This is a genomic window from Acinetobacter seohaensis, from assembly GCF_056431365.1.
Window position 1 is genome coordinate 30,230 of sequence record NZ_JBWKMK010000021.1, and the last position, 16,024, is coordinate 46,253.

Below are 16,024 nucleotides of genomic sequence, written 5' to 3' on the forward strand. Positions count from 1 at the left end.
TTTCGTCATCAATGATATAGATCGCCATCGTAAGCGATGGTGATCTGTTGCTAGAATTTGATGGCACAATAACAAGCGAGTTTAGGATGAACGCGAAAACATTAACCCAATCTTTAAATTTTCAATCTACAACGGTTCGACCAACAATGCAGCGCACGCTCATGATGAGCATGATTGCATTGAGTATGGGCGGTATGAGTGTTGCAGCTCAGGCGCAGACCCAACAGCAAACGGAAATTGAGCAACTTAGACAGGAAGTTCAAGCTTTACGTGGTCTGATAGAACAGCAAAAAGTACAAAATACGCAAACAGCAAATGCAATTGCCAATGTACAACGCAGTTCAGCAAGCCCAAGTTCGATTCTGAAAACAGCCAAAGGTGCTGAGTTTAACTTATATGGTAATGTGCGTTTAGATGCGTCTTATCAGGTTGAAGGTGGTGCTGTGGATATGCCATATAACCAAATTCATGGTGTTCCACTAGAAGGCAATAACGAACAAAGCGATCGTTTAAGATCAACGCTTTCTGCTACACGCTTAGGTTTGGATTTCAAGAGTCCTGTGGGTGATCAAGACCTAAAAGGTAAAATTGAAGTTGATTTCCTTGGCGGAAGTAAACTTGATAACTTACGTATTCGCCATGCCTACTTAAATTACGGTAACTGGTTAATTGGTCAAACTTGGTCAAACTTTGCCATTCCAGACTATATGCCTGAAACCATTGATGCATTGGCATTTGTTGGTGGCTCGGTAAAACGTACACCACAGGTTCGTCACACCACAAAATTTAGCCCACAAACTAATTTGGTGGTGGCTGCTGAAGACCCTAAAGATGCCACAATTAGCCAGCGTTTACCTGCATTAACAGCACGTTTAAATCATCAATTTGCAGATAATTTAAATGTTAGTGTTCGTGCTATGGGCCATGAAAAACGTGTTAATTCTGAAGAAGAAATGGCATGGGGCGTCGGTGTCGGTGCAAAATATGATGTTGTACCAGGCACGACTTTAAAAGCCGATTATTACCATGTAAAAGGTGATAGCAGCTTTGTGTCATTCACGAATAAAGGCGTGGTTGCTCAGACAAATGGTAGTCTTATTCAAAGCGAGTTTGACTCAATCATGGTTGGTATTACACAAAAGTTTGGTGACAAAGTGCATGGTACTTTAGGTTATGGTTATATGAATTTTGACAAAGACCCTAACTATATTGCAGCTACACCAGACAAGACTACGATTAACAAAGATTTATGGCAAGCTTGGGCAAACGTATTCTATAGCCCTCGTAAACCGTTAAGCTTTGGTCTTGAATATGTTTATGGTGAGCGTGAAGCATTCGGTGAAGCTGCGAATGGCAGTAAAACAGGTGAAGATAACCGAATCAATGCAGTCGCAATTTATAACTTCTAAAATTGTACTGTAAACCACAAAAGAGCTGAGCCAAAAACTCAGCTCTTTTTTATTGTCGGGTGATCGGCTTGGCAATTAGGCATGAGTATATTGCGTGATGTGCTGTTGTATCACCTCAGACAAAACATCCAGTGCAGTCGCAATATCACTGTTCCAAGCAAAAGAGCAGTTTAAACGAATAAAGTTCTGGCTGACCTGTTCAGAACGGAATAACTGACTTGGCGCAATGCCAATCTTGTTTTGAATCAATAGCTGATAAATCGTATAGCCATCTATATATGCAGGCAGTTCAATCCATAAAAAGTATCCACTAGAATAGTAGTGAATTTTGCAGGTTGGGTTTAAGCGTTGTTTCAACTGCTGATAAAACACTTTTTTGTGTTTTTCTAATTGCTTGCGTAATTGACGCAAATGTTTTTCATAATGATGATGTGACAGAAAATCGACCAAAGTGTTTTGCAGTAAGGGACTTGCAGAAACCGTGCTCATGAGTTGCAAATGCTGAATAGCATTGGAAAATTGTCCTGCATAAACCCAACCAACCCGCACAGCAGAACCCAAAGTTTTAGAAAAAGAAGCGCAATGCAGTACGCGTTGTTGTCGGTCAAAATACTTCATGGGTAGCGGTTTTTGCGTTCCGTAATACAATTCTTGATAGACATCATCTTCAATTAAATACACTTGATATTCTTCAAGCAAACTCGCAATGCGTTGCTTAATTTCATCTCTGACACTAAAGCCAATAGGGTTATGAATATTCAACATCAACCAGCAGACTTTAATTGGGTATTGTTTTAAGGCTTGTTCAAATGAGTCTAAATCGAAACCTGAAACAGGGTGTTCTGGAATGGTAATCACCTGTAAACCAAGACGTTCAGCCGCTTGCCATGCACCATAAAAAATAGTTTCTTGTAATAGAATAAAATCTCCAGGTTTGGTCAAAGCTTGTAATGACAAATTGAGCGCATCTAATGCGCCAGATGTAATGACAATGTCATTTGCATGGGTGGGTATGCCTTGTAAACAGTAGCGATTTGCAATTATGGTTCTTAATTCATAATTGCCCGGTGGCATGTGGTCGTGGCTAAAATAACTGCTTTTTCGCTTGGCGTGCTGCGCTAAAATTTGCATTAACTTTGGGTTAAACAGTAATTCTGCATTGGGAAAGGCAGAGCCTAAAGGACTGACATCTGCAGACTGAATTGATTTTAAATAGCCAAAGACCAAAGAGTTCATTTGAATATGTGCATTTAAACTCAAACTGCTTGGTACAGGTCGTTCAGTTTGATTGAGACGTTCTGCGACATAAAACCCCGACTTTTGTTTAGCGTAAACCAATCCCTGAGCTTCAAGTTCTTGATAAGCGTTTAGCACGGTCATTAAGCTATAACCACTGATTTGTGATTGTTCTCTTAACGAAGGTAACTTGCTATGTGCTTTCCATGCACCATTTTCAATGAGTTGCCGAATGTTCAACGCCAATTGTTCAGATTTATACATGGTATGACTCAAGCATTTTTTGCAGCTGTTACTTATTTTGATCTATTTTTAGGTTTAAAACATTAAATAACTTCTGTTTTTATAACAGATTGGCATGTATCTAAAATCAACTGTTATAGTTTTTAATGAATATTTTGTATCTACAGCAATGCTTTAGAATTTTACATAATCTGTATATCCCCATAATCTGGCTAGATTGGAGTCGATATGCAAGAAGATAACTCACGCAAACCACAGAAATATGCCGATAGCAGTATTTCAGACAAAGCATTTAAGCACATGATTATTTGGTTTACCGTGTATGTAGCTTTATTTTGTATCGGCGTGGCTGTTGTGGTGAATTTAGATAAGTTCTAAACAGTTTTTGAATAACAGCACACCTATAATCGCTTCAAGATATGAAAAACATTCATTTGAATTTTAATGAATGTTTTTTTTGTTTATAAAAGAGATCGTAAGCGCATAACTCAAAAGCAATAAAGATCGCAAAAATAACGGAATAGGCGTAAATTATAACTTTATCAGTAAAGCATTTGTGGTTGCAATGATTTCGAGTTGGGTGCTCTTTACCTTAATGGCTGCATTTATGCAGGCATGGCGCAATGCCTTTCAAAAACAACTCAGCACAAGTGTAGATGTTTATGGCGTGACTTTGGCACGTTTTATTTTTGCCTTGCCTTTTGCACTGGCGTATTTAAGCATTTTACAATGGCAGCAGCCTGTACAAGCAAAACTGCATTTTAGTTCGATGTTTTGGCTGTATATCATTATTGCAGCAGTGTGTCAGATTTTAGCCACAGCTTTAATGGTAAAACTGTTTCAACAGAAAAATTATGCGGTGGGTGTCGGACTTGCCAAAAGTGAAGCAGTTTTAGCCGCAATTGTAGGCGTGATTTTCCTACAAGAACATTTAAGCGCATTGGCTTGGTTAGGTGTTGCGATAGGCGGTATTGCGGTATTTCTACTGAGTAAAGGCAATCAACGTAGTGATTTTTCATTCACAACTTTAGCCATTGGAATCGGTAGTGGACTCAGCTTTGCGGTGACTTCTTTATTGGTGCGTGAAGCCAGTCTAGAACTCGATTTCTTACCGTTTATTCACCGTGCTGCATGGGTTTTGGTGTGGGTCATTGGCTTACAATGTTTTATCTTATTGGCTTTTTTAGGTATATTTAAACGACATACCTTATATGCCATGTGGCAGCGGGTTGGATTAACTTTTAAAGTGAGCGTCTGCAGTTTTTTAGCATCACTGGGCTGGTTTAGTGCCATGAGTATGCAAACTGTGGCGATTGTGAAAACACTCGGACAAATTGAAATATTATTCAGCTTACTTATTTCAGCGTATTTCTTTAAAGAAAAACTTGCTCGTACCGATCATTGGGGATTGGGATTGGTCGTGCTTGCGGCAATGTTGGTTATTTGGGCGTAGCATCATATTTCAAAGCTAAGTAATTTCAAATTCATGTCATATCCGTTGCACTTCATTTGAGCATCTCAGAAATATAAAAATAAAGATTCTCTATCCGTACAATCTCGTTAGAATACTCACAGCTTATCTTAGAGAATTGTCATGTCTAAACCACAGCAAAAGCAAAAAAACTCAGCCTTGGCAGAATTGATAGAAGAACAAAAACTGCTCTGTGAAGAATTTGGTTCAGCCTATATTGCAGTGAGTGGCGATGATGTTGTCGCAGTTGCAGTCCAGACCTTAAATAAAGACCCAATTGTGGGCTTGCGTAAAGCGCCAGAAGGTGAAGAAAAAGTCGCGTGGTACATTTATGGCGGTGAATTGGGTGAAGATGAAGTGAACTTTGAAACCATGCCTGTGCGCGAGTTGCAAGATATTTTGCCTGACGTGCTTCCATATCTGGCTTTAGAACAAGGCTACCGCTTTATGATTGATGCTGATGACTATGAAGATGTCTGGAAAGAAGGCGATGAGTCTTAAGCTTATGCGCATGTCGAACATGGCAAAAATATCGGTGAGCATTATGCTTGGACTGCAAAGTCTGAGCGTAATGGCACAAGGTATTCAAGCGCAGCAGTTGGCACTTGAAGCATCATCTACACCTATTACAATTCCACATACAGCCAATGGGTTGACCCAAACACAATATCAAGATTTGTTAAATCAATACACGCAAATTGTGAATGACAGCAAAAAAATATTGGATGATCCTACGAGCCAAGCAACGGCAGAACAACAAAAACAGGCATTTTGTGCACGCTATCACGCCTATAAAAATATTGCTGAAATTTCCGAGTACAATCCAAACTTGTATCCTGCACCTGTGATGTTAATGGTGGCAAAGCGTTATTTAGAACAGCAGCACAACAGTTTCACGGCTTCAGGTATGACTGAACAAGTTTTTTGTGCAGGAGCTACATCTAAATAGTGTGATCTGCCTTATAAGTGAATAGCAAATTTAAAGATTGAAGATGCAGGCGTATAAAACCCCAAAAACTGGGGATTCCTTTTAAGCAGATTGTGAAGTCATACTTCATTTTTTATCAATTTTCATGCAAAACTAACTTTGCAAAGACTGTAGAATCTTTTAACTTGCAGGTAGTGAACTGAGGGATAGGCGACATAGATGAAATGGGATGAAATTGGCGAGCAGCCTTGTTCGATTGCACGAACCTTGTCGGTGATTGGTGACCGTTGGACGATGCTGATTATTCGTAATGCCTTTATGGGCATGCGTCGCTTTGATGATTTTCAACAACATTTGGGCGTAACGCGGCATGTATTGTCAGATCGTTTAAAGCGTTTGGTGGAACATGAAATTTTAGTCAAAGTGCCTTATGTAGAGCGCCAAGAACGTTTTGAATATAAATTGACTGAGAAAGGCTTGGAGCTTTATCCCTTAATGCTGTCTATGGCAAATTGGGCAGATAAATGGATGGATCAAGGTTTAGGTAAGCCTGTGGAATACATCCATAAAAATTGTGCTAAGACGTTTCAACCTGTCGTGGTATGTTCGGAATGTGGTGAAGAACTGCATGCCAAGCAAGTAAAACCACATTTTACCCCAGTGTATTATCAGTACATCCAAGCACAGCAGAATTTAAAACAAGCCTAAATCAGTGCTGTATTAATCAGCAACAGTTTGTCTATAAGCAGTTGGCTGGTTTAGGAATACCCGCTAAACGACTTAAATGCCGTGCCACCAAACCTGTATTAAATTTTTCCTGCAAAACAGCGTTGTTAATCTCTGGGCTTACAGTTTTCATTAAAAATTTGATTAAAGGACGCGTTGCAGGTGAGTGTCCAAATTGCTGATAAAATTGGCGTACAGCGTGCAAAACTTCAAAATGCCAAGCTGTGAGTTCAAGCTCTAAACTTTGCGCCAATTCTTGCGCCACTTGTTCATTCCAGACAGTGTAATCCAGCAAATGTCCATCTTGATCTAATTCTAGTGTCATCTCTTGTTTCATTCACCCTTAAAAATGCTTTGCATTGGTTTCATATCATTACGGCTTGCTATTTTAAGCTGATACAGCGCTGATGTGCTAAACACAGCGTTGCAAAAGCTGCATAATTAATCGGCTGTACGTTTTTTGCCAAATGACCATTCAATATTTCTGCATCATTTTCCAGTACATATATTTTGTCTAGCTGGGCGCAGAGTGGATGTTGCTGGTGCAATACCGCATCACCCATAAGTACAACGCTATCTTGCGGAGCGTACAGGGCATTTAGCTCTGCTAAAATTGTTACGGTGCTATCAAAGCTCGCTTGGATTAAATATAAATTTGCGTCAGACATGTTTTTCTCTTTAGATGTTTAGATATGGTCAAATGATCAATCAGATTGTTAAACCACCGATCAGCCTACCAATATAAAACTCGATCAAAGGTTTGAATCAGCTCCCGATTCAGTTCCACCCATTCAATCTCATGTACCGTATTTTTGATAAACGGCGAGTTAGCATGTTTATTTTCAATCAAAATTGGGCTGAGGTCATAAAACTCAAAGCTATCAACCAAGTTGGATGCCACTTTAAAGGCATGTTTTAGTGAATCAAAAGCCAGTTCTGACTGTAATAGGCTTAATGCCGCATCTTGTAATAATACTTTGACTTCACAACCAAAAGTTGCCAGTACCATTGTTGCAGACAAGCTTTCATGCACTTGTAAGCTGTTTAAATTGGCCTGACGTAAAACCACGAGTACAGTTTTCACACAATTTACCTTTTAAATGCAACAGATTTACAAAATGAATCGCTTAAAATTGAATCAGGCGTTCTGTGCTTTGCACTGCATCGGCCAGTTCGCCCAAGCCAACCAATTCAAAGCCTGCGGCTAAATTGTGTTGGCTCAGTTGATGGCGTTTGGCATTGTCTGCATCGCTAATACCACGTGCCAGTGCGGCACTTACACATACGGGTAAACGAATAGACAATTTTTGCCATTCTATTTTGAGGTTGCGTTGATCATCGGGTACCCATTGCAACTCATTCGCTACAGCAACGCCATCTTGATAAAAAAACACACGAAAAGCCTCATTTTTCTGTTGTAAGGCTTGAGCAAGACCGAGTGCATGCCATGCATGAATAGAGGTTGGTGCGGAGGTTATTAGTAATAAGGTGCTCATCAAAATTCACTAATGCAATGTGCCAAGGCGCATTCAGACTTTATAAAAAAAGGTAGTATAAATGATTTTAGTGACTGGTGGTTTAGGCTTTATAGGCTCACACATTGCATTAAGCCTAATGGCTCAAGGGCAAGAGGTCATTATTGTAGATAATTTATCCAATGCAAGTATGCAGACTTTAGAGCGACTTGAATATATTGCAGGGCGTTATGTGCCTTTTGCCAAACTGGATGTAAGAAATACGCCTGCGCTGAACAAAGTTTTTGAACAATATTCGATTATTGCGGTGGTGCATTGTGCAGGGTTTAAATCTTTAGAAGAATCGGTGCTTAAACCACTGGAATATTATAACGATAACGTCAGTTGTATTATGAGTTTATTGCGTTCCATGCAACGTACAGGTGTGCGTCGTTTAGTGCATCTTTCAAGTATAGCGGTCTATGGCAAGTCAGGATTGAATCTGGAAGAAAGCCAGAGTTTTAATTACACCTATGCCAATCCGTATGTGAAATCTCAGCAGATGGTTGAAGAAATCATCCGCGATACTTTTAGAACCGATAATGAATGGAATATTGCTATTTTGCGCTTGAGTAATATAGCAGGTGCATTTGAATACGGCATTTTAGGTGAAGTCGTTGCTCCGTTACCTAAAAATATTATTCCTTTGGCGATGCAAGTCGCAGTACAGCAGCGTGAAGCGATTGAATTACGTCAGCAAGCTAATACTGCAGATCAAACTGTAGAACGTAGCTTTGTGCACGTACTCGATGCCTGTGATGCTGTGATTGCAAGCCTGCATTGGTTATTTGAGCAAACGCATAGCTGTGAAGCTTTTAATATTGCGGGAGAAGTGGTTTCAATTCAACAATTACTTGCACGTATTAGTGAAGTCACTGACACTGAAATTGCTACAGTTCCTGCAATTCATTATGAATATCCTGAGTTAGATCAGTTAGGTGCAGTCGTAGATAAGGCACAACAATATTTACACTGGCAGCCAAAACGTAGTCTGGAAAAAATGCTAGAGGATGAATGGCGTTTTTATCAAAATACGCTTAAGCATTAAAAGTAAGCGCTATAAAATTCGTTGAGATGCGATTCACGAAGCCTCATAGCTGAAACAGATACAATGCAACGGAATTATTGATAATAATTATCATTTACTAGGCTGTCTGTTTTTTATAAGATCGAGATAAGAGCACATGACATCATTGAAATCACGAAGGAATGAGGCTGAACATGCAAACACGTATTGAACATGACACCATGGGTGAGGTTGAAGTTCCGAATGACGCGCTTTGGGGCGCACAAACTCAGCGCAGCTTACAAAATTTCAAAATTGGCAATGAGCGTTTACCACGCGCCATGATTCGCGCTATGGGTTTGGTTAAAAAAGCTGCGGCAATCACCAATGCAAACTTAGGGCAAATCCCGCAAGAGTTGGCGCAATACATTGTCGGTGCAGCAGATGAAGTCATTGCAGGGCAGTGGGATAGCCAATTTCCTTTGGTGGTGTGGCAAACAGGTTCGGGTACGCAAAGTAACATGAACTGCAATGAAGTGATTGCCAATATCGCCAATCAAAAACTGGGGAATCCTTTAGGTGCGCAAAAGCCTGTACATCCGAATGATCATGTCAATCGTGCCCAATCGACGAATGATTCTTTTCCAACTGCAATTCATGTAGCAGCGAGTTTGCAAATTAATGAACTGCTCATTCCTGCAGTAAAGGGTTTGCGTGATACGTTGCATGCCAAAAGTGAAGAATTTTCTGAAATTGTCAAAATTGGACGTACACATTTACAAGATGCGACACCATTAACTTTAGGGCAGGAATTTAGTGGCTATGTATCTCAATTAGATCATAGTTTAAAGCGTTTGGAACAGGCTTTAACAGGCTTGTATGAGTTGCCGCTTGGTGGTACAGCAGTCGGTACAGGCTTAAATGCACATCCTGATTATGCGGTACAGGCAGCGGAGCAATTGGCACAGCTTACAGGCTTAGCTTTTGTGACTGCACCAAATAAGTTTGAGGCTTTGGCAGGGCGTGATGCTGCAGTATTTGCTTCGGGTGCATTAAAAACTTTGGCGGTGAGTTTAAATAAAATTGCCAATGATATTCGCTGGTTAGCCAGTGGCCCGCGTTGTGGTTTTGGTGAGTTGCGTATTCCAGAAAATGAACCTGGTTCAAGTATTATGCCGGGCAAGGTTAATCCAACACAAAGCGAAGCAATGACCATGGTAGTTGCACAGGTATTGGGCAATGACACCACAATTAACGTGGCTGGTGCATCGGGCAATTTTGAGCTGAATGTATTTATGCCAGTAATTGCATATAACTTATTGCAATCTATTCAACTCTTGGGTGATGCATGTAATAGCTTTAATGAGCATTGCGCCGTTGGCATTCAAGCAAACCGTGAAAAAATAGATCACTTTTTGCATGATTCACTCATGTTAGTGACCGCTTTGAATCCTGTAATTGGTTATGAGAATGCAGCGGAGGTGGCAAAAACAGCTTATAAGGAAAATAAAACCTTAAAGCAAGTTGCAGTAGAGCTGAATTTGGTCACAGCAGAGCAGTTTGATGAAGTGGTACGTCCTGAACAGATGATTGCTCCGAATACCAAATAGTCAGTTTTAAGTAAATTGAGAGGTCTGTGTTTGTCTGCTCAAGATGACAGATAAACACAGACTTTGTTTATAAAAATCAGTGAAACTTTGAAGTATTCTTTCTTATTAAAATTATGTTGTGTATAATTACACAATGAGCAGCAAAGACATTATTAAGCGTCTTGAGCAGGAAGGCTGGTACAAAGTGGGTGGTAAAGGCGACCATGAAAAGTATAAGCATCCTGAAAAGCCTGGACATGTTGTGGTACCACATCCACGTAAAGATATGCCAATAGGAACTCTACGCAATATATATAAACAGGCTGGTTGGGAGTGGAGGTAAAAATGTTATATCCAGTATATGTTCACAAAGATGAAGATAGCGCATACGGTTTAACCTTTCCTGACTTTGATGGATGCTTTAGCGCAGCAGATGAGATGCAAGATATTCAGCGCATGGCACAGGAAGCGGTTGAAGTTCACTTTGATGGTGAAGATATTCCGTTACCAGAACCATCAAGCCCAGAGCAATGGTTAGGTGATGAGCGATTTGAGGGTGGTTTTTGGTTGTTAGTTGATATTGATACAACAAAAGTAAATACAAAGTCTATTCGTATTAATATCAGCATGCCAGAAGCTTTAGTAAAACGTATTGATGCTGTTGCAAAAAAACAACATTTAAGCCGTTCGGCATTCTTAGCTAAAAGTGCGGAAATGGCGTTGCATTAATCAAATAAAAATATACTAAACCCAGCCTAAATGCTGGGTTTTCTATTGCACCTAATTTGAATGTAGAGGGGTAATTCATCCTAATACGATTTTAAATTTATGTGTTGGTTTAAAGACATAATTTGCATAACGGCAGAATAGGCTGCTACAAGGTGCTATCTAAATGTAATAGTTAAAAACCCGTCATTTAGTCGCATTAACCACTTTTAGATGCTTTCTTTTATGTCCGTTCCTTATTCAACTTACATTGATTAAGCTGCCATAATTGCTAGAATACGCAATACTTCAAAATACTGTTTTGCTAAAGTTTTGCATTTATTTTGCAAAATTTAATTTTTTTATAAGCAACTCAATATCTTAACTACGGAAATTTTCAATGCTCTCAATTTATTTAACAGATGTTCAGCAACACGTGCAATTTAAAGATTACCCGGGTGAGCAGCCTGTTAAATTTATCTTGAATTTTAAAAAGATTTTTCCAAGTGTAATGGAGCTTTTACTACCTGTATTGCCTGAAAATGAAAATCTGGAAGAAATGACGTGGGAATCAACCACTGCAGATTTAGAGTTATTTAAATTGCTGCTCAGTGGGTGGGGCGTGATTGAATTACGTTTAAATGCGCTCAGTCAGTTCAAGGGCAAGACATTTGCAGATCAGTTAGTGAAACAAGCCCAACAAAAACGTAAAGATTTCGCCAAAGCACAACAACAATTACAAACTGTGGAGCTAGATTACTTATTTATGCATGAAACACATGCCTTAATTGATGCTGAATTGGTAGAAGTAGGTGAAAAGTTCTATTTGCCAATTTTGCGTGATTTATGGAAAGGCAAAGTATCTACAAAAGTATTGGAAGCGAAGTTTTAAGAACAAACCCATATTAAAAAGCTGTCTCGGCGGCTTTTATTTTTTATAGAATCATACAAGACGATTAGCAACCACTTGCAAATTCAAGATTAATTCAAAATAGCCTAAGCAAAGATTTTAGAAATTTCCTCTCTTAAGAAATAATGCCTTGAATTTTCCTGTAAATCTTTATGCCAATACATCCCCATATTAATTACAGGCAAGTCTACAGGCACATCAAAAATATTCAATTTTTGGCTCATATTCAAATGCTTTAAAATCATTTTAGGAATAGTTAGTATGGCTTGAGGATGCTGCTGTAAAATCTGTAACGCCGTAGAATAGTGCTGACAACGTAAAAAAACCTGCCGTGATAATTGCTTTTGATGCAAATAAATATCTTCTAGCAACATACCAGTACGCCGTGATGAAACCCCAATATGTGCAGAAGATAAATAAAGTGCAGTATTCATTTCTTGTTGTGAACTACAGACCACAAATTGGTCTTGAACTAAGGATTGAAACTGAATTTTATCGCCAAAGTTTTGTTCTAAATCAATTACAAAATCAATTTGTTGTGTTGCTAAATCTGCCAAAACCGTTTTGCGGTCTAATTTGTGGCTCAGAAATTGAATATCCAAGTTCAACTTTTGAAAATGCGCCACCAATTTAGGAAAAATAATCGGTTCAATTTCATCATGGATAGCAATTTTGAGCGATTGCAACATATTCGGCTCAAATTGCTGTTTCTGTATTGCAATACTTTGAATCGCCAACAAGGCATTTTTAATAGTCGGATAAATTTGCTCGGCAAAAGGCGTAGGCAGCATTTTATTGCCACTTCGCACCAGTAAATCATCTTGTAAATGTTGTCTTAAACGCTGCAAAGCATGACTGGCGGCAGATTGGCTAATACACAAAATTTGTGCAGCTTTGGAAATACTGCGCTGCTCATAAATTGCAACAAACATCGGGTATAAATTGATGTCTAAACGATGAAAAACGGTAAGATCAACTTTTGCATTGTTATGAACATGATTCATAGTGTTTTATTGAATTAAATCATTTTGTTCATATTACTTTTCAAGTTAAGGTGTTGTAAAGCAATGAATACAATATTTTAAGGGATTTGAACCATGTTTGAGCTATCTGCACGCGCCAAAGACTATATAGAACGTACCAAAGCCTTTATTGCCAAAGAAATTGAGCCGATTGAAGCTGAATTCTGGGCAGAAGTTCACGAATTAAATCAGGGTGGTGACTGGACTAAATGGCAATGGCCAGCACAATTAGAACAATTAAAAGCCAAAGCCAAAGCTGCAGGTTTATGGAATATGTTTTTACCTTGTCCAGAATTAGGACAAGGTTTGTCGGTACAAGAATATGCACACATTGCAGAGTTGAGTGGACGCAGTTTGATTGCGCCAACCGTATTTAACTGTAATGCACCCGACAGCGGCAACATGGAAGTTTTATGGCGCTATGGTTCTGAAGCACAAAAGGCAGAATGGCTGACACCGCTGCTTGAAGGTAAAATTCGTTCTGTGTTTTGTATGACTGAACCTGCAGTGGCTTCAAGTGATGCGACCAATATGCAGGCAACAGCAGTCGTAGACGGCGATGAAATTGTCTTGAATGGTCGTAAATGGTGGTCTTCAGGTTTGGGCGATCCAAATGCCAAAATTATTATTTTTATGGCGCATACACCCGATGAAACCAAAGACCGTCATCATCAACACTCTATGGTTTTAGTCCCTGTGGATACTGCGGGCGTTAAAATTCAACGCATGTTACCTGTATTTGGTGATTACGACGCGCCACACGGTCATGGCGAAGTCAGTTTTGATAACGTGCGTGTGCCTGTTGCCAACTTTATTGGCGGTGCAGGACAAGGTTTTGAAATTGCACAAGGTCGTTTAGGTCCGGGGCGTATTCACCATTGTATGCGTTGTATTGGTGCAGCCGAAAAATCTTTGGAGTTGATGATTGACCGTGGCATGAGTCGTACCGCATTTGGCAAGGAAATTCTGAAACTCGGTGGCAATTTGGAGCGTGTAGCGGAAGCACGTGTGGCGATTGACCAAGCACGTTTATTAACTCTCTATGCAGCCTATAAAATGGATACTTTAGGCAATATGGCAGCACTTACCGAAATTTCTGCCATTAAAGTGGTTGCACCAAGTGTCTTGGAAAAAGTAGTTGATATGGCGATGCAGATTCATGGTGGTGCAGGCGTATCTAGAGATACACCGTTGACAGGTTTCTTTGCCCAAGCGCGTAGTTTACGTCTTGCCGATGGACCAGACGAAGTACACAAAGGCATGATTGCCAAACTTGAGTTGGCTAAACGTGGTTATCGTAGCAGCCGAAAAAAATAAGTCAGTTGCGAATTTTTTATTGTGTCGCTTGGTAGTGTATTCGGCAATATTTCTGATATTGCCGATACATCTCAAGAGAACACGGAAAATCTATGTTAGATTAAAAAAATTGGAAAATTAGGGAAAAATAATGTCAGTTATTGATGTAGGCGGCACAGTACGCGAAGGCGAAGAACTCGATATTCAGGCAGTGACAGCATGGTTAAAACAACAAAATGTCGATGTCGTAGAACCTGTAGAAGTCACACAATATTCAGGCGGTGCATCGAACTGGACATATCGCCTTAAGTACAGCAATGCTGATTTAATTTTGCGTCGTCCGCCCAAAGGTACTAAAGCTAAATCTGCACATGACATGGCGCGTGAATATCATGTGCAAAAGAATTTAGCCCCGTTTTATCCTGTGTTACCTGAAATGGTGGCGTTGTGTCAGGATGAAGCTGTAATTGGCTGCGATTTTTACGTGATGCAACGTATTGAAGGCATTATCCCACGTGCAAAATTGCCACCAGAGCTTGATTTTAGCGAAACTCAAGTACATGAACTTTGTGTAAATGTCATTGATAAACTGATTGAGCTGCATCAAGTACCTTATGCAGGAACTGAGCTAGAAAAATTAGGGAAAGGTGATGGTTATTGCCGACGTCAGGTAGAAGGTTGGGATGCACGCTATGCCAAAGCACATACCATCAACGTGTCATCTTTTAAATATGTGCGTAAATGGTTGTTAGACCATATTCCTGCAGATTCAAAAACCTGCATTATTCATAACGACTGGCGTTTTGATAATGTGATTTTAGACCCGAAACATCCGACTCAAGTGATTGGCGTTTTGGACTGGGAAATGGCAACACTGGGCGATCCACTCATGGATTTAGGCTCGGCTTTGGCATATTGGGTTGAAGATACCGATAATCAAATTTTTAAAGCCACCCGTCGTCAACCAACGCACTTAAAAGGCATGTTCACACGTCAGCAAGTGGTGGACTATTATTTGCAAAAAACAGGCTTGAGCACCGATAACTGGACATTCTATGAAGTGTTTGGAATTTTCCGTTTAGCGGTGATCGCCCAGCAAATTTATTATCGTTATTTCCACAAGCAAACCAATAATCCTGCATTTAAGGATTTCTGGATTGTCATTCATGCTTTGCATATTCGTGCCTTAAAGTTAATTGGTTTACAAAAACTGGAAGCAAATGAACTAGCACAAAAATATATCGCCAAATTTAAGGAATTGATGCCGAAATGACCACCATTTATTTAATTCGTCATGGGCAAGCATCTTTTGGGGCAGAAAGTTATGATCAACTTTCGCCTAATGGTGAGTTACAAGCCAAATTGCTCGGACGTTATTTTGATCGCATTTTAAAAGAAGCACCCTATGTGGTGGCTGGTTCAATGCAGCGCCATCAGCAAACTGCACAACTGGCTTTGGCAGAATGTTTTCCTGAGGTCGAAATTCATACCGACAGTGCATGGAACGAGTTTAATCATCAACAGGTTTTCGCGCAGTATGAACCGCGTTTTAATCAACCTGAATTGATGAAAGAAGATGTCGCCAAAGAGGTCAATCCTCGTGCATATTTGGCAAAAATTTTTGAAGGTGCGATAGAACGCTGGACGGGCGGTGAATATCACCATGAATATGAAGAATCTTGGCCGCATTTTAAACAGCGTGTCGAAGATGCATTGCAGCATTTATGTGATGACTTAGCCCAAAAACAACCACGATATGCTGTGGTATTTACTTCTGGTGGTGTGATTTCTGTGGCTGCAGGTAAAATTTTAGGCTTAACGCCCAATAAAACCTTTGCATTGAACTGGGCAATTACTAACTCAAGTATCACCACTTTACGTTTGGTCGGCAGTGAACCACAACTGTTAAGCTTGAATGAACATCATTTTATTAAAGCTGAAAACTCAAATTTATTGACTTGGATTTAAG

At 39.7% G+C, this 16,024-nt stretch carries 20 protein-coding genes; 14 read left to right on the forward strand and 6 right to left on the reverse strand.

What is annotated here, in order from left to right; all coding sequences use genetic code 11:
• Positions 1–86: 86 nt before the first annotated feature.
• On the forward strand, positions 87–1,409 hold the full coding sequence (locus AC07E5_RS03065) for a DcaP family trimeric outer membrane transporter (RefSeq protein ID WP_498624569.1): 1,323 nt from the start codon (positions 87–89) through the stop codon (positions 1,407–1,409).
• Between the two features lie 75 nt (positions 1,410–1,484).
• Here AC07E5_RS03065 and AC07E5_RS03070 read toward each other — a convergent pair whose 3' ends face one another.
• Complete coding sequence (locus AC07E5_RS03070) at positions 1,485–2,909, reverse strand: aminotransferase-like domain-containing protein (RefSeq protein ID WP_253106905.1); 1,425 nt, start codon at positions 2,907–2,909, stop codon at positions 1,485–1,487.
• A 207-nt stretch (positions 2,910–3,116) separates the two neighbouring features.
• On the opposite strand from AC07E5_RS03070, the gene AC07E5_RS03075 reads away from it, so the two are divergent.
• From AC07E5_RS03075 to AC07E5_RS03095, 5 genes are all read left to right on the forward strand, one after another.
• The gene (locus AC07E5_RS03075) at positions 3,117–3,266 is read left to right on the forward strand and encodes a hypothetical protein (RefSeq protein ID WP_004973540.1); all 150 of its coding nucleotides are present in this window, start codon (positions 3,117–3,119) and stop codon (positions 3,264–3,266) included.
• Positions 3,267–3,453: 187 nt separating this feature from the next.
• Entirely contained in the window at positions 3,454–4,341 is an 888-nt protein-coding gene (locus AC07E5_RS03080) for a DMT family transporter (protein ID WP_167846019.1), read from the forward strand.
• 141 nt (positions 4,342–4,482) lie between these two features.
• The gene (locus tag AC07E5_RS03085; RefSeq protein ID WP_096902818.1) at positions 4,483–4,860 is read left to right on the forward strand and encodes an immunity protein Imm33 domain-containing protein; all 378 of its coding nucleotides are present in this window, start codon (positions 4,483–4,485) and stop codon (positions 4,858–4,860) included.
• Positions 4,850–5,308, forward strand: a complete 459-nt coding sequence (locus AC07E5_RS03090) for a hypothetical protein (protein WP_026438387.1) — start codon at positions 4,850–4,852, stop codon at positions 5,306–5,308. The genes AC07E5_RS03085 and AC07E5_RS03090 overlap by 11 nt, the downstream gene beginning before the upstream one ends.
• 198 nt (positions 5,309–5,506) lie before the next feature.
• Positions 5,507–5,995 carry a winged helix-turn-helix transcriptional regulator gene (locus AC07E5_RS03095; protein ID WP_004973550.1) on the forward strand — a complete coding sequence of 163 codons (489 nt, stop codon included), beginning with the start codon at positions 5,507–5,509 and terminating at the stop codon, positions 5,993–5,995.
• A gap of 31 nt (positions 5,996–6,026) precedes the next feature.
• On the opposite strand, the gene AC07E5_RS03100 is transcribed toward AC07E5_RS03095, so the two are convergent.
• The 4 genes from AC07E5_RS03100 to tusD form a co-directional block, all read right to left on the reverse strand.
• Positions 6,027–6,338 carry a TusE/DsrC/DsvC family sulfur relay protein gene (locus AC07E5_RS03100; RefSeq protein WP_026438386.1) on the reverse strand — a complete coding sequence of 104 codons (312 nt, stop codon included), beginning with the start codon at positions 6,336–6,338 and terminating at the stop codon, positions 6,027–6,029.
• A gap of 58 nt (positions 6,339–6,396) precedes the next feature.
• Positions 6,397–6,681: a DsrH/TusB family sulfur metabolism protein gene (locus AC07E5_RS03105; protein WP_498624570.1), complete on the reverse strand. Its 285-nt coding sequence runs from the start codon at positions 6,679–6,681 to the stop codon at positions 6,397–6,399.
• A 65-nt stretch (positions 6,682–6,746) separates the two neighbouring features.
• Entirely contained in the window at positions 6,747–7,097 is a 351-nt protein-coding gene (locus AC07E5_RS03110; RefSeq protein WP_004973555.1) for a hypothetical protein, read from the reverse strand.
• Between the two features lie 43 nt (positions 7,098–7,140).
• Positions 7,141–7,509: a sulfurtransferase complex subunit TusD gene (gene tusD, locus AC07E5_RS03115; protein ID WP_498624571.1), complete on the reverse strand. Its 369-nt coding sequence runs from the start codon at positions 7,507–7,509 to the stop codon at positions 7,141–7,143.
• A gap of 61 nt (positions 7,510–7,570) precedes the next feature.
• Here tusD and AC07E5_RS03120 point away from each other — a divergent pair, with 61 nt between their 5' ends.
• The 5 genes from AC07E5_RS03120 (at position 7,571) to AC07E5_RS03140 (ending at position 11,719) form a co-directional block, all read left to right on the forward strand.
• Positions 7,571–8,575 (forward strand): SDR family NAD(P)-dependent oxidoreductase, encoded by a 1,005-nt coding sequence (locus AC07E5_RS03120; RefSeq protein ID WP_498624572.1) that lies wholly within the window; start codon positions 7,571–7,573, stop codon positions 8,573–8,575.
• A gap of 173 nt (positions 8,576–8,748) precedes the next feature.
• A complete protein-coding gene (fumC, locus tag AC07E5_RS03125) occupies positions 8,749–10,143 on the forward strand; it encodes a class II fumarate hydratase (RefSeq protein ID WP_498624573.1) in 1,395 nt (464 codons plus the stop codon).
• 133 nt (positions 10,144–10,276) lie between these two features.
• Entirely contained in the window at positions 10,277–10,465 is a 189-nt protein-coding gene (locus AC07E5_RS03130) for a type II toxin-antitoxin system HicA family toxin (protein WP_498624590.1), read from the forward strand.
• 2 nt (positions 10,466–10,467) lie between these two features.
• Positions 10,468–10,851: a type II toxin-antitoxin system HicB family antitoxin gene (locus tag AC07E5_RS03135; protein WP_004973564.1), complete on the forward strand. Its 384-nt coding sequence runs from the start codon at positions 10,468–10,470 to the stop codon at positions 10,849–10,851.
• Between the two features lie 376 nt (positions 10,852–11,227).
• Entirely contained in the window at positions 11,228–11,719 is a 492-nt protein-coding gene (locus tag AC07E5_RS03140) for a hypothetical protein (RefSeq protein WP_004973565.1), read from the forward strand.
• A gap of 104 nt (positions 11,720–11,823) precedes the next feature.
• On the opposite strand, the gene AC07E5_RS03145 is transcribed toward AC07E5_RS03140, so the two are convergent.
• Complete coding sequence (locus AC07E5_RS03145) at positions 11,824–12,741, reverse strand: LysR family transcriptional regulator (RefSeq protein WP_104851971.1); 918 nt, start codon at positions 12,739–12,741, stop codon at positions 11,824–11,826.
• Between the two features lie 93 nt (positions 12,742–12,834).
• Between AC07E5_RS03145 and AC07E5_RS03150 the strand changes: the two genes are divergently transcribed.
• From AC07E5_RS03150 to AC07E5_RS03160, 3 genes are all read left to right on the forward strand, one after another.
• Positions 12,835–14,076, forward strand: coding sequence for an acyl-CoA dehydrogenase family protein (locus AC07E5_RS03150; protein ID WP_004973568.1), 1,242 nt, complete (start codon positions 12,835–12,837; stop codon positions 14,074–14,076).
• 130 nt (positions 14,077–14,206) lie between these two features.
• A complete protein-coding gene (locus tag AC07E5_RS03155) occupies positions 14,207–15,328 on the forward strand; it encodes a phosphotransferase family protein (RefSeq protein WP_498624574.1) in 1,122 nt (373 codons plus the stop codon).
• Positions 15,325–16,023, forward strand: a complete 699-nt coding sequence (locus AC07E5_RS03160; RefSeq protein WP_004973573.1) for a histidine phosphatase family protein — start codon at positions 15,325–15,327, stop codon at positions 16,021–16,023. Before AC07E5_RS03155 ends, AC07E5_RS03160 begins: the two co-directional genes overlap by 4 nt.
• The last annotated feature ends 1 nt before the right edge of the window (position 16,024 follow it).